Below are 12,985 nucleotides of genomic sequence, written 5' to 3'. Positions count from 1 at the left end.
TGGCGACGGCCCCGGGAGCCTCCGTGCGGGCGTCTCAACTACGTCGGAACAGCTCAGCAGATCCTCACGGGCGCATGGTGCCCCGGCGCACCGATGCCCTTAGCGCCGAGCGGTTGCGCTCGCCCGTGCAAAGCCCCGCCGGGGCGAAGACCGGCCGGGGCGAAGACCGGCCGGGATGAAGGATCGCCCCGCTCAGCTCTCCGTGATGTCAGCGACGATGACGGTCACATTGTCCGGAGCCCCGTTGTCCAGGGTCCGATGCACCAGCTCGGCGGCGGCGGTCTTGCGGTCGGCGTTGGCCAGGAGGGTCTGGGCGATCACCTCGTCCTCCACGTAGTCCGAGAGGCCGTCGCTGCACAGCAGGAAACGGTCGCCCGCCTGCACCGGGATCATGCGGCCGGCGGGGCGGAACGGGCCGCCCTGCACGGCCTGGGTGACCAGGGCGCGCTGGGGGTGGCGGCGGGCGTCCGCGGCGCTGAGCACGCCCTGGTCGACCAGGGCCTGCACGTACGTGTCGTCGCGGGTCAGCTGTGTCATCTCGCCGTCGCGGACCAGGTAGCAGCGGGAGTCGCCGACGTTGAGGGCGGCCACGCGGTCGCCGGAGAGCATGATCGCGGTGACCGTCGTGCCCATGCCGTCGCGGGCGTCGTCGTCGGCCACGGCTTCCTCGATGCGGCCGTTCGCGGTCTCCAGGGCCGAGATGAGGTCCTGCAGCGGCTCGTCGGTGTCGGGCATCGCGTCGACGACGCTGAGCGCCTGCACCAGGATGTCGCTGGCCAGCTCGCCGGCGGGCAAGCCGCCCATGCCGTCCGCGACCACGAGAAGGCGGTTCCCGACGAAGACCGCGTCCTCGTTGTTGGACCGGACCAGGCCCTGATCGGTGGCGGCGACCGCCCGGACAACAAGCGTCATGGAACAAGACTGCCAAAGGCCCGATCAGATGTCTCTAGTACCTCCTAGGTAGTGCGCGCACGAGTTTGTGTTAGGAGGACAAAACCCGCAAGAGCTACCTCGCGCGGGGCGGCGGGACAAGCCGGGCGGGCGTCCGCGACAATCGTCGTCGTGACGACAGCGATCCATCAGCGCATTGCCTCCGAACTCGGCGTCCGCGAGAACCAGGTCACCGCGGCGGTCGATCTGCTCGACGGCGGGGCCACGGTCCCGTTCATCGCGCGCTACCGCAAGGAGGTGACCGGCGCGCTCGACGACACCCAGCTGCGCACGCTCGAGGAGCGGCTCGGCTACCTGCGCGAGCTGGAGGACCGGCGCGCCGCGGTGCTGGAGTCCATCCGTACGCAGGGAAAGCTCGACGACGCCCTCGAGCAGGCGATTCTGGCCGCCGACTCCAAGGCGCGCCTCGAGGACATCTACCTGCCCTACAAGCCCAAGCGGCGCACCAAGGCCCAGATCGCGCGGGAGGCGGGCCTCGAGCCGCTCGCCGACCAGCTGCTGAACGACCCCACGCAGGATCCGAGGACCGTGGCGGCGGCCTTCAAGAGCGAGAACGTCGCCGACGAGCAGGCGGCGCTGGACGGGGCCCGCGCGATCCTCATCGAGCGGTTCGCCGAGGACGCGGACCTGATCGGTGAGCTGCGCGAGCGGATGTGGACCCGCGGCCGGCTGATCGCCAAGGTCCGCGACGGCAAGCAGACCGAGGGCGCGAAGTTCGCCGACTACTTCGACTTCGCCGAGCCGTACGCGAAGCTCCCCTCCCACCGCATCCTGGCGATGTTCCGCGGCGAGAAGGAGAACGTGCTCGACCTGACCATGGAGCCGGAGCCGGAGGACGAGTCGACCTTCGAGCCGCGCATCGCCGCCCGTTTCGGCATCGGCGACCAGGGCCGCCCGGGCGACAAGTGGCTGACCGACACCGTGCGCTGGGCGTGGCGCACCCGCATCCTCATCCACCTCGGCGCCGACCTGCGCGTGCGGCTGTGGCAGGCCGCCGAGGACGAGGCCGTACGGGTGTTCGCCGCCAACCTGCGCGACCTGCTGCTCGCGGCGCCGGCGGGCACGCGCGCCACGATGGGGCTGGACCCGGGGTTCCGTACGGGCGTCAAGGTCGCCGTCGTGGACCCGACCGGCAAGGTGGTCGCCACCGACGTGATCTACCCGCACGTGCCGCAGAACCGCTGGGACGAGGCCCTGCACAAGCTGGCCGCGCTGGCGAGCAAGCACAACGTGGATCTGATCGCGATCGGCAACGGCACCGCCTCGCGCGAGACCGACAAGCTCGCCGCCGACCTGATCAAGCGGCACCCCGAGGCGAAGCTCACCAAGGTCATGGTGTCCGAGGCCGGCGCGTCCGTCTATTCCGCCTCGGCGTACGCGGCCCAGGAGCTGCCGGGCATGGACGTGTCGCTGCGCGGCGCCGTCTCGATCGCCCGCCGCCTGCAGGACCCGCTCGCCGAGCTGGTCAAGATCGACCCGCGCTCGATCGGCGTCGGGCAGTACCAGCACGACCTGTCCGAGTCGAAGCTGTCCAAGTCGCTCGACGCCGTGGTCGAGGACTGCGTGAATGCGGTCGGCGTCGACATCAACACCGCCTCGGCGCCGCTGCTCTCCCGCGTCTCCGGCATCACCGCGGGCCTGGCCGAGAACATCGTGCTGCACCGCGACGGCAACGGCCCGTTCAAGAACCGCAACGAGATCAAGAAGGTGGCCCGGCTCGGCCCCAAGGCGTTCGAGCAGTGCGCCGGCTTCCTGCGCATCCCGGACGGCGACGACCCGCTCGACTCCTCCGCGGTGCACCCGGAGTCGTACCCGGTGGTCCGCACGATCCTGGCCTCGGCGAAGACCGACATCAAGTCGCTGATCGGCAACAGCCCGCTGCTGCGCGCGCTGCGGCCCGAGCAGTTCGTCACCGACACCGTCGGCCTGCCCACCGTCACCGACATCCTGCGCGAGCTCGACAAGCCGGGCCGCGACCCGCGCCCGGAGTTCACGACGGCGACCTTCGCCGAGGGCGTCGAGAAGATCGCCGACCTGCAGCCGGGCATGGTGCTCGAGGGCGTGGTGACCAACGTGGCCGCGTTCGGCGCGTTCGTCGACATCGGCGTCCACCAGGACGGGCTCGTGCACGTGTCGGCGCTGTCGAACACCTTCGTCAAGGACCCGCGCGACGTCGTGAAGTCCGGCGACGTCGTGAAGGTGCGGGTGGTCGAGGTCGACCAGCAGCGCAAGCGGATCTCGCTGACCATGCGGCTGACCGACGAGCCGGCGCGCAAGCCCCGCGAGGAGAAGCCGCGGCAGGGTCAGCCCCGGCAGGGTCAGCCCCGGCAGGGCGGCGGCCAGTCCCGTCAGGGGGGACAGCCCCGGCAGGGCGGCCAGCGTCAGCAGCGGCAGCCGCAGACCGGCTTCAACGGGGGAGCGATGGCCGACGCGCTGCGCCGGGCGGGCCTGACCAAGGACTGAGCCGGGCTCTCAGCGAGCGCCCGGCCCGCGGATCTCGATGTGGTCGAAGGCCACCTCGAACGGGCCGGCGGGCGGCGCGTCCCGGTCGGCGTACACGCCGAGCAGCACCTTGCTGCCGGCGATGCGGGCGTCGGTCAGCGGCGCGTCGCCGACCGTCGCGCCGTCGCGCGTTATCGTCACCGTGCCGCCGGCGACCTGCAGGCCGATCCGCACCGGCGGGCCGCCGACCGGAATCGGCGTGTCGAGCGGCAGCGTGCGTGTGACCGACACGTCGACGCTCTTGTGGGTGCCCACATAGATGTTCGTCGGGCAGATCCGCACCAGGTAGCCGCGGTTGGACACGAAGCGGAACCACACCGCCGCGCACGAGTTCTCGGTCACGAGCCGTACGCCGACGTCGATGCGCAGGTCGGTCGGGAGCGTGTCCTGCGGGCCGCGGCATTTGTAGAGCGGGCGCTGCGCCACCCGTACGTGCAGGGTTCCGTCGGTGAAAACGCACGACGAGCGGCCGTCGGGCTCGGTCTTGGCCAGCCACAGCCGCGACTCGTCGAGCTCGTCGGCGAGGATCACCGGCGGCAGCGCGACGGCGGAGCTCGGCGCGGGCACCTGCGGGGTCGCGGAGGGATCGCCCGGGCGGGAGCCGAGCGTCAGCATCATGGCGCCGGCGATCACGGCCAGCACCACCAGCGCCGCCGCGACCGGCAGGAACCAGCGCCGCTGGGTGGGCGGCTCGGGCGCAGCCGGCTCGGCCATGCCCGGCACGGCCGAGATCGGCACGGTGACGATCGCTTCCTCGGAGTAGCCGACGGCCGTGGTGGGCGCGTCCGGCGCGGGCATCAGCCCGGTCACCGACTGCGCCTGGCTGGCGGCGGCGCGCAGGTCGGGCTGGTCGGCCAGCGCGGCAGCGGTCGCGGCGGGCCGGGAGGGACCGGAGACGAGCAGGTCGAGCAGCTCCCGGGCGGACGGACGCTCGGCGGGGTCCTTGTTGAGGGCGTACGCCACCAGGTCGCGCAGCGGCCCGCTGAGCCCCGACAGGTCGGGCTCCTGGGTGAGGATGCGCCCGGCCGTCGCCGGAGGGGAGTCGCCGCCGAACGGGGTGCGACCGGTGCCCGCGTACGTCACCACGCCGCCCCACGCGAAGATGTCCGCCGCGGCCGTGAGCGGCACGTCGCCGTCGCCGAAGCGCTCGGGCGCCATGTAGGCCACCGTGCCCATCATGAACTCGGGCGACGTGTTGCCGGTGGCGGTGCCCTCGATGGCCCGCGCGATGCCGAAGTCGATCACCTTGGGGGTGCCCGGCGCGAGCAGCACGTTGCGCGGCTTGAGGTCGCGGTGGATGACCCCGGCGCCGTGGATGGCGGTGAGCGCGGTCGCCACCCCGATGGCGACACTGTGGAGGTTCGCCGCGGTCAGCGGGCCGCGCTCGTCGACCACCTGCGCGAGCGTCGGCCCGTCGACGTACTCGACCACGAGGTAGGGATGCTCGGCGTCCGGGTCGGCGTCGAGCACCTCGGCCGTGCAGAACGGTGGCACCTGCCGGGCGCGGGCCACCTCGCTGCGGAACCGCCGCCGGAACTCGTCGTCGGGCGCCAGGTCGGCGCGCACCACCTTGACGGCCACCTGCGTGCCCGCCGGTGTCCTCGCCAAGTAGACGGTGCCCATGCCGCCCTCGCCGAGCCGGCCGACGAGCTCGTACGAGCCCAGCCTGGCCGGATCGCGCGGGCGCAACGGCTCCGGACGCATGACCGCCCCCAGTCCCGGAGAAAATCAGAAGCCGTCACTGTATCGGGTGGTGTCCTCCGCGCTCGGCATATCCTCGGCGAATGCTGATCTCGACCGACCGGCTCGTGCTGCGGCGCTTCCGGACCGCCGACGCCCCGCGGCTCGCGGAGTACCGTTCGGACCCCGACGTGGCGCGCTACCAGTCCTGGGACGCGCCGTTCCCGCTGCTGCGGGCGGAGACCGCCGTGGCGAACTTCCTCGCGTCCGATCCCGACAAACCGGGCTGGTTCCAGTACGCGATCGAGCGGACCGCCGAGCGGGACCTGATCGGCGATGTGGCCGTCCACCTGCACGACAACCTCCGGCAGGCCGAGATCGGCTTCACCCTGGCCCGCGAGCACCAGGGCCAGGGGTACGCCACCGAGGCGGTCAGCGCCGTGCTGGACCGGCTGTTCCGCGTGCAGGGGCTGCACAAGGTCGCGGGGGAGTGCGACGCCCGCAACACCGCCTCGGCGGGCCTGATGGAGCGGCTCGGCTTCACCCGGGAGGGCCTGCTGCGCCAGCAGACGTACATCAAGGGCGAGTGGACCGACGACCTCATCTTCGGGCTGCTCTCGACGGAGTGGCTGCTGCGCTGACTTTTTGTCGTACGCCTGTGGTTGAGTTCCCGCCATGACGCACCGCAGCCGGCTCTCCACGATCCTGATCGACGTGCCGTCCTCCGAGGCGAGCGCCGCCACCGCGTTCTGGGCGCAGGCCCTGGGCGTACGGACCTCGTCACCACCCGGCGAGCCGCAGTTCACCTCGCTGCACGACGCGCTGCCCGGGCTGACGCTGGCCGTGCAGGCGGTCGACGACACCGCCCGCTACCACGTCGACTTCGAGACCGACGACGTCGAGGCCGAGACCGCCCGTCTGGTCGGCCTCGGCGCGACGCAGGTCGACCAGTGGCTGGAGTGCCGCATCCTGCGTATCCCCGGCGGCCAGCTGGCCTGCGTCATCCCGCGGCACAGCGACGACGAGACCTTCGACCGGCTGGCCACGACGTGGGACTGAAAAGGCCCCGCCGGGGTCGGCGGGGCCTGGTCTTGTGCGGGGCTGCACGGGGTCTGGGGGAGGGGTCATCAGCCCGCCACCACCCGGTCGGTGAAGGCGCGCAGGTTGGCCATCGCCCGGTCGACCCGCTCGTCGAGGGTGAGCGTCTCCTCGCGCTGCACGAGACGCATCTTCGGCTTGCGCTTGCCCCGCAGATAGAGCGAGCACGCCAGGTCGGAGCACATGTACTCGCCGACGGTGTTGCCGTTGCGGCCCGCGGCGCCGGCCAGCGGCGCCACGAACAGCGCCACCCCCGACGACGTGTGGTCGGTCAGGCAGATGCGGCACATGCTCGACCGCGCGGCGTTGGCCTTGCCCGGCTCGGGCCGGCGCAGCACCAGCCCGGTCAGGCCTTCCTCGCCCGGCACGACCAGCAGCGCCCGCAACGGCGCCGCCGGATCGGTCCAGCCGAGAAAGTCCAGGTCACGCCACGGGATCCCGTCGCCGGTGAGCCCCGGCGGCATCTTGATCCGACCGGCCTCGCCCTTGCTGCAGTTGACGAAGGAGGCACGGATCTCCTTCTCGTCGAGTGGTTCCATGCGCGCGAAGCTAGCCGAGCCCGCCCGCAAGGTCACCCGCATTTCGCCTCAGCAGGTGATAGACGACACCCTCCCCGTTCGGCTGCGGGTCGTCCGCCCGGAATCCCGCCGCCACCGCGCACCGCACGCTGGCCGTGTTCTCCGGCTCGATGCCCAGCGCGAACACCCGCACCTCCGCCACCTCCGGCGCCCCCACCGCCGCTCGCAGCGTCGCCGTCCCGTACCCCTGGCGCCTCCTCCGCGGGTCGACCACGTAGGCCATGCCCATCGACGGCCCCGGCTCGCTCTTCCCGTCCTCGGCCCACCGGTCGTACACGTCCCCGCCGACGTGCCCCACCGGAACGCCTTCCTCGTCGAGCGCCACCCACGAGTGCACCCGCAGCACCCGCATCCCCCGGAACTCCTCCCCGATCCCGTGCCCGCGGATCCGGAACTCCCGGGCCGGCCAGTCCGGCCCCCCGAGCCACCGCTGCACTTCCGCATCCTCGAACCACACCTGCACAGCAGGCAGCAGCCCCTCGTCGAACGGCACCAACCCCACCCGCGGCAGCCTCCCCATCCCGCCGATAGTGCCCCGCCCGAGCAACCCGAGCGCCTTCCCCTACTTGGCGACGCGCACCCGACGGCCTCAGCCGCCCTCCACCTTCAGCAGCGCCTGGGGCCTCGCGTTTCGCCTCCGGCTCGGGCAGCGCCTCCGCTCCGGTCGCCGCTCGGGCTGCCGCCCGCGGCGCGTGTTCCGCCCGGGGGCGTGCGTCTCGCCTGCGCCCTTGTGATGACGCGCGCCGACGCTGCGTCGCGGGGCCTGCGTCCCGTCGGTGCCGCTACGGCTCGCACAATCCGTCGGCCGACCGCGTCGCCAACCCCGAGCGGTGCGGGCGCCCTCGTCCACCCCGCCTCGGTCGGTAATGGTCGGCGCGTCGGCTATCGGACGGTTCAGCGCCTGTGGACAACCCGTTTCGCGCGCGGCGGGCGGTGTAACGTCTGGCCCGCCCCCTGGTCGGGCGGGGTGGGCTCAGTGGAGGGGGACGGAGGCGTCGAGCCGGGACAGCTGGTCCGCGGAGAGCTGCAGCCGTTCGGCGGCGACGTTCTGCTCGAGGTGGGCGATGCTGGATGTGCCGGGGATCGGCAGCATGACGGGGGAGCGGGACAGCAACCACGCCAGCGCCACCTGGGTGGGCTTCGCCCCCGTTTCGGCGGCGACCGCGTCGATCACGCCACCGTCGTGGGCCAGCGGGCGCCACGGCAGGAAGACGATGCCTGCCTGGGCGCAGGCACGCAGGACCGGCTCGGAGCCGCGGTCGAGCACGTTGTAGCGGTTCTGCACGCTCGCCACGTCGGTGATCGTGCGGGCCTCCTCGAGCTGGGGAACGGTGACCTCGGACAGGCCGATCCGGGCGGCCTTGCCCTCGGCGGCCAGCTCGCGCAGCGTGCCGACCTGGTCGGCCAGCGGGACGGCGGGGTCGACGCGGTGCAGCTGCAGCAGGTCGAGGCGGTCGACGCGCAGGCGCAGCAGGCAGCCGTCCACCTGGCGGCGCAGCGACGCGGGACGGCCGTCGAGCCGCCAGGCGCTGAGCGGGCCGGAACCGGAGACGCCGACCTTCGTGGTGACGATCAAGTTCCGGGCGTACGGGTGGAGCGCCTCGGCGACGAGCTCCTCGTTGGCGCCGCCGCCGTACAGGTACGCCGTGTCGATCAGCGGCACGCCGAGCTCGACCGCGCGGCGCAGCACGGCGATCGACGACGTCCGCGCCTCGGGAGGCGCGGTGGGCAGCTGCATGGCGCCGAAGCCGATCCGGCCGCCGCTGATGTGGGGCATGGGGTCATCCGGCTCCGTGCACGAGGGGCAGGGACAGCCAAGCGGTCAGGCTGACGATGTCGTCGGCGGGGGTGCGGTGCAGGGCGGCGACCAGTTCGGGACGGCGGAACAGGGCAGCGACCGACTCCTCCTCGCCCAGGTGCCGCAGGGAGAGCGCCACGCCGGCCCACGACTCGGGGCTGCCGGGGGAGTCGCGCAGCTCGGCCGAGTAGAGGGTCAGGGCCCGTTCGTAGTCGCCGTCGAGATAGGCGAGGTCGGCTTCGGGGACGGCGCCCAGCGGGCGGCCCGCGGCGCGGAGCAGCTTGAGCTGGCCGGCCGGCAGCCGGGTGCCCGCGACCGCGGTGGCGGACCCGGTCACGTGCGACTCGGGGAGCGGGCCGGGGTCCCGGCCGGCCTGCCGGCGCTCGTGGAGCTCGCGGACGTCGGCGGTCATGTTGCGGACGCGCCAGGCGACGAGGTGGCCGGCCGAGGCTTCGCGGGCGTAGGCCTCGAAGGCGGCGGGCACGCTCTCGCCGGACCAGCCCGCGACCGTGGTTCCCATGGCTTCGACGAAGGCCGTGCCCGCGGGGGTGAGTAGCGGCGAGGCGTCGGCGACCGACAGGGCCTGCCGGAGCATGGTCCGCCACTGGGCGAACTCCGCGCGGGCGAGGGCTGCCGGATCGACATCCGGCGACCCGACAGCCAGAAGCAACGCACTCCGGGACGCGGTGGGGTCGGACATAGGGGATTCGCCGGGCTCCGGTGATGTGCCGGAAGCCGCGACTGAGCCCGGCAGAGCGGTTGGACCGGGCGGAGGAGCCGAGCCGGGCCGGGCGGCTGAGCCGGCCGGAGGCGGAGAGCCGAGCGGAGTAGGCGGGCCGGGCGAAGGAGTTGATGTCGCCGGCAGGGGGAAGCCGGACGGAGAAACTGAGTCCCGCGGAGGGGCCGAGCCGACCGTAGGCGAAGAAGGCGAGCCGGGTGGAGGGGCTGCGCCCGCGGCAAGTGACGAGCCGGGCGAAGAAGGCGAGCCGGGTGGAGGGGCTGGGCCCGCGGCAAGTGACGAGCCGGGCGGAGAAGGCGAGTCCGGTGGAGGGGTCGAAATCGGCGGGAAGGGCGAGCCGGGCGGATAGGGCGGAGCGGATGAGCCGGTGGGAGGGGTCAGGGCCCGGGGAGGGGAGGAGGCCGGCGGAGGCAGTGCACGGGGAAGGGGCGGTGCGCCGGGGGAGGGTGGCGCGGCGGGTTGCGTACGCCAGAAGTCGGTTGTGGCCAGGTGGGCGTAGGTCTCGCGCAGCAGGTCGGGGAAGGACGCTGGGTCGTCGCGCCACGGGGCGTACCAGGTGGGGGTGTCGGGGGAGGTGTAAAGGTCGACCTCGTCGGTGAGGGCGTCGAACTTCGCGTGCTGGCACTCGCGGATCAGGGCCAGGGCGAAGTCCTGCGGGCCGGCGGGCGGGGGCAGGGCCACCGACCCGTACGCGTGGAAGGAACGGCCGGACGACGGGACCACGGAGCGCAGCATCTGGTCGACCGCGGCGGAATAGCCGGGATGGCGGCGCCGCAGGATTTCGAGCGCGCCCAGGAAAGCCCTGGACCAGGCGGCGGCCCGGGCGGCGGTCAGGCGCGGCGCCTCGGCGCCGGAACGGCCGCGGAAGGGGTCCACGTCGTCGAGGTGGACGGTGCGCAGGCTGGAGTACGTGGCGCCGAGGCGGCGCAGCGGCAGCCACCGGGCGTCGGTCTCGGTGCCGAGGTCGCGCAGCACCAGGCCGGCGCCCCGGGTGGTCAGCTCGACCCGCCCGGAGCTCACGGTGAGCGTTGCGGTGCCGTGCACGCCTGGGCCGGCCAGGCGGGCCAGCCCCAGGCCGGGAAGCATGACGGCGCCGTCGCGCAGGACCACGTCGAAGGTGCCGTCGCGGCCGGTGAGGATGTGCTGGGCGGCCACCAGCCAGCCCAGATAGCCGAGGTCGGCCCAGAGCGGCACCGAGGCGGGCGGCTGGGTGAGGCGGTCGGTGCAGTGCGCCAGCCAGACCCCGACGGTGGGGTAGGCGAGCATCTCGTCGGTGACGTGCCGCGCGGCCTCGGGCAGGCCCGAGCGGTGGTGGTGGCCACCGTCAGCCTCGATCAGCGCCCGCAACCGGGCCGAGCGCCTGCGCACCTGGCCGGCGGCGAGGGACGCGAGGCTCGCCGGCGTGCCGCAGCCCGTGCCGAGGTCGCGCACCAGGCCGTCGCTCGACACCACCGATGAGCCTCCAGCCGATAGCGGTCAGGCCCGCCGAAGCGGGCCTGACCGTCAACCTACCGTCACTGCTCGTGGCGAAGCCAGACCGCCCCCAGCGGCGGGACCCGCAGCGACACCGACTGGTCGAAGCCGTGCCAGGGCTGCTCGTCGGTCGTGACCTCGCCGAGGTTGCCGACGCCGGAGCCGCCGTACAGCTCGCTGTCGGTGTTGATGACCTCGGCCCAGCGGCCGGCGCGCGGCAGGCCGATGCGGTAGCCCTCCTGCGGCACGGCGGCGAAGTTGACGATGCAGGCGAGCGTGTCGCCGTTGGGCGCGAACCGCACGAACGAGAACGTGTTGTGCTGCGAGTCCTCGCTGGTGATCCACCGGAAGCCGCTGGCCTCGGTGTCCTGCGACCAGATCGCCGGGGTCTCGCGGTAGACGCGGTTGAGGTCCTTGAGCAGGCTCTGGATGCCGCCGTGCTGCGGGTCCTCCAGCAGCGGCCAGTCCAGCCCGCGCTCCTCGCTCCACTCGCGCAGGTCACCCATCTCGGAGCCCATGAACAGCAGCTGCTTGCCGGTGAACGCCCACATGAAGCCGAGCAGCGCGCGCGTGTTCGCCAGCTTCTGCCACAGGTCGCCGGGCATCTTGCCGGTCAGCGAGCCCTTGCCGTGCACGACCTCGTCGTGGCTGATCGGCAGGATGTAGTTCTCGCTCCAGGCGTACACGGTCGCGAACGTCATCTGATGGTGGTGCCACTGGCGGTAGACCGGCTCCTTCTCCATGTAGGACAAGGTGTCGTTCATCCAGCCCATGTTCCACTTCATGCCGAAGCCGAGGCCGCCCAGGTGGGTGGGGCGGGTGACGCCCGGCCACGCGGTCGACTCCTCGGCGATCGTGAGCACGCCGGGGTTGTTCTTGTAGACGGTCGCGTTCATCTCCTGCAGGAAGCTGATCGCGTCGAGGTTCTCGCGGCCGCCGTACTGGTTGGGGGTCCACTCGCCTTCCTTGCGCGAGTAGTCCAGGTAGAGCATGGAGGCCACGGCGTCGACCCGCAGGCCGTCGGCGTGGAACTCCTCGCACCAGTAGAGCGCGTTGGCGACCAGGAAGTTGCGCACCTCCTTGCGGCCGAAGTCGAAGACGTACGTGCCCCAGTCGGGGTGCTCGCCGCGGCGCCAGTCGCCGTGCTCGTACAGCGGGGTGCCGTCGAAGCGGGCCAGCGCCCACTCGTCCTTGGGGAAGTGCGCGGGCACCCAGTCGAGGATCACGCCGATGCCGGCCTGGTGCAGCTTGTCGACCAGGTGGCGGAACTCGTCGGGCGAGCCGAAGCGCGAGGTGGGCGCGAAGTAGCCGGTGACCTGGTAGCCCCAGGAGCCACCGAACGGGTGCTCCATGACCGGCATCAGCTCGACGTGCGTGAAGCCGGTGTCGAGCACGTACGCGACCAGCTGGTCGGCGAGCTCGGTGTAGGACAGCCCCGGCCGCCACGAGCCGAGGTGCACCTCGTAGATGCTCATCGGCTCCTGGTGCCACTCCTTGGTGGCGCGCTGCTTCATCCACTCGCCGTCGGCCCACTCGTACGCCGAGTCGTAGACCACCGACGCGGTGGCCGGCGGCACCTCGGTGTGCTGGGCGAGGGGGTCGGCGTGCTCGCGCCACACCCCGTCCCGTCCGAGGATCTTGAACTTGTACTTGCTGCCGACCCGCGCCTCGGGCAGGTAGACCTCCCACACGCCGCTGGAGCCCAGCGAGCGCATCGGCCAGCCGTCGTACGGTCCCCAGCCGGTGAAGTCCCCGATCACCTGCACACCCCGCGCGGCGGGCGCCCACACCGCGAAGGCCACGCCCTTGCCCTCGGGGCCGCGCGGCTGCGCGCCGAGCACCTTCCACAGCTTCTCGTGCCGGCCCTCGCCGATCAGGTGCAGGTCGAGCTCGCCCAGCGTCGGCAGATGCCGGTACGGGTCGTCGACCACCTCGCCGTCCACGTCGAGCCGGTAGTCGAGCACCGAGCCGGGCAGCTCGGCGGCGAAGATGCCGTCGGGGTGCACCTGGGTCATCTCGACGCGCTCACCCTCGTGCACCACGGCGACCGCCTTGGCGCCCTTGCGGAGCGTGCGGATCACCGTGCTGCCGCCGCTGGGGTGGGCGCCGAGCACGGCGTGCGGGTCATGGGTGTCGCCGGCCACGACGCTGTTCATGGCGCGCTGG

Annotated in this window: 10 protein-coding genes; 3 read left to right on the top strand and 7 right to left on the bottom strand. The window is 72.6% G+C overall.

Going from position 1 to position 12,985, the window contains the following annotated elements:
- Positions 1-192 precede the first annotated feature (192 nt).
- A complete protein-coding gene (locus ACSNN8_RS23135; RefSeq protein ID WP_436651390.1) occupies positions 193-912 on the bottom strand; it encodes a PP2C family protein-serine/threonine phosphatase in 720 nt (239 codons plus the stop codon).
- Positions 913-1,062: 150 nt separating this feature from the next.
- On the opposite strand from ACSNN8_RS23135, the gene ACSNN8_RS23130 reads away from it, so the two are divergent.
- Positions 1,063-3,414, top strand: a complete 2,352-nt coding sequence (locus ACSNN8_RS23130) for a Tex family protein (RefSeq protein ID WP_436651389.1) — start codon at positions 1,063-1,065, stop codon at positions 3,412-3,414.
- Between the two features lie 9 nt (positions 3,415-3,423).
- Here ACSNN8_RS23130 and ACSNN8_RS23125 read toward each other — a convergent pair whose 3' ends face one another.
- Positions 3,424-5,157 (bottom strand): serine/threonine-protein kinase, encoded by a 1,734-nt coding sequence (locus ACSNN8_RS23125; RefSeq protein WP_436651387.1) that lies wholly within the window; start codon positions 5,155-5,157, stop codon positions 3,424-3,426.
- 80 nt (positions 5,158-5,237) lie between these two features.
- On the opposite strand from ACSNN8_RS23125, the gene ACSNN8_RS23120 reads away from it, so the two are divergent.
- Positions 5,238-5,774: a GNAT family N-acetyltransferase gene (locus ACSNN8_RS23120; protein ID WP_436651386.1), complete on the top strand. Its 537-nt coding sequence runs from the start codon at positions 5,238-5,240 to the stop codon at positions 5,772-5,774.
- A 34-nt stretch (positions 5,775-5,808) separates the two neighbouring features.
- Complete coding sequence (locus ACSNN8_RS23115; protein WP_436651385.1) at positions 5,809-6,192, top strand: VOC family protein; 384 nt, start codon at positions 5,809-5,811, stop codon at positions 6,190-6,192.
- Positions 6,193-6,260: 68 nt separating this feature from the next.
- Here ACSNN8_RS23115 and ACSNN8_RS23110 read toward each other — a convergent pair whose 3' ends face one another.
- From ACSNN8_RS23110 to glgB, 5 genes are all read right to left on the bottom strand, one after another.
- Entirely contained in the window at positions 6,261-6,770 is a 510-nt protein-coding gene (locus ACSNN8_RS23110; RefSeq protein ID WP_436651384.1) for an FBP domain-containing protein, read from the bottom strand.
- Positions 6,771-6,780: 10 nt separating this feature from the next.
- Entirely contained in the window at positions 6,781-7,329 is a 549-nt protein-coding gene (locus ACSNN8_RS23105; RefSeq protein ID WP_436651382.1) for a GNAT family N-acetyltransferase, read from the bottom strand.
- Between the two features lie 453 nt (positions 7,330-7,782).
- Positions 7,783-8,586, bottom strand: coding sequence for an aldo/keto reductase (locus tag ACSNN8_RS23100; protein ID WP_436651381.1), 804 nt, complete (start codon positions 8,584-8,586; stop codon positions 7,783-7,785).
- A 4-nt stretch (positions 8,587-8,590) separates the two neighbouring features.
- Positions 8,591-10,795, bottom strand: coding sequence for an aKG-HExxH-type peptide beta-hydroxylase (locus tag ACSNN8_RS23095; protein WP_436651380.1), 2,205 nt, complete (start codon positions 10,793-10,795; stop codon positions 8,591-8,593).
- 65 nt (positions 10,796-10,860) lie between these two features.
- Positions 10,861-12,975: a 1,4-alpha-glucan branching protein GlgB gene (glgB, locus tag ACSNN8_RS23090; RefSeq protein WP_436651975.1), complete on the bottom strand. Its 2,115-nt coding sequence runs from the start codon at positions 12,973-12,975 to the stop codon at positions 10,861-10,863.
- Positions 12,976-12,985: the final 10 nt, after the last annotated feature.

The organism is Actinoplanes sp. URMC 104 (assembly GCF_051386375.1).
Classification (GTDB): Bacteria; Actinomycetota; Actinomycetes; order Mycobacteriales; family Micromonosporaceae; genus Actinoplanes.
Note: the sequence above shows the minus strand (reverse complement) of the source record. Positions and strands in the feature narration are given on the sequence as shown.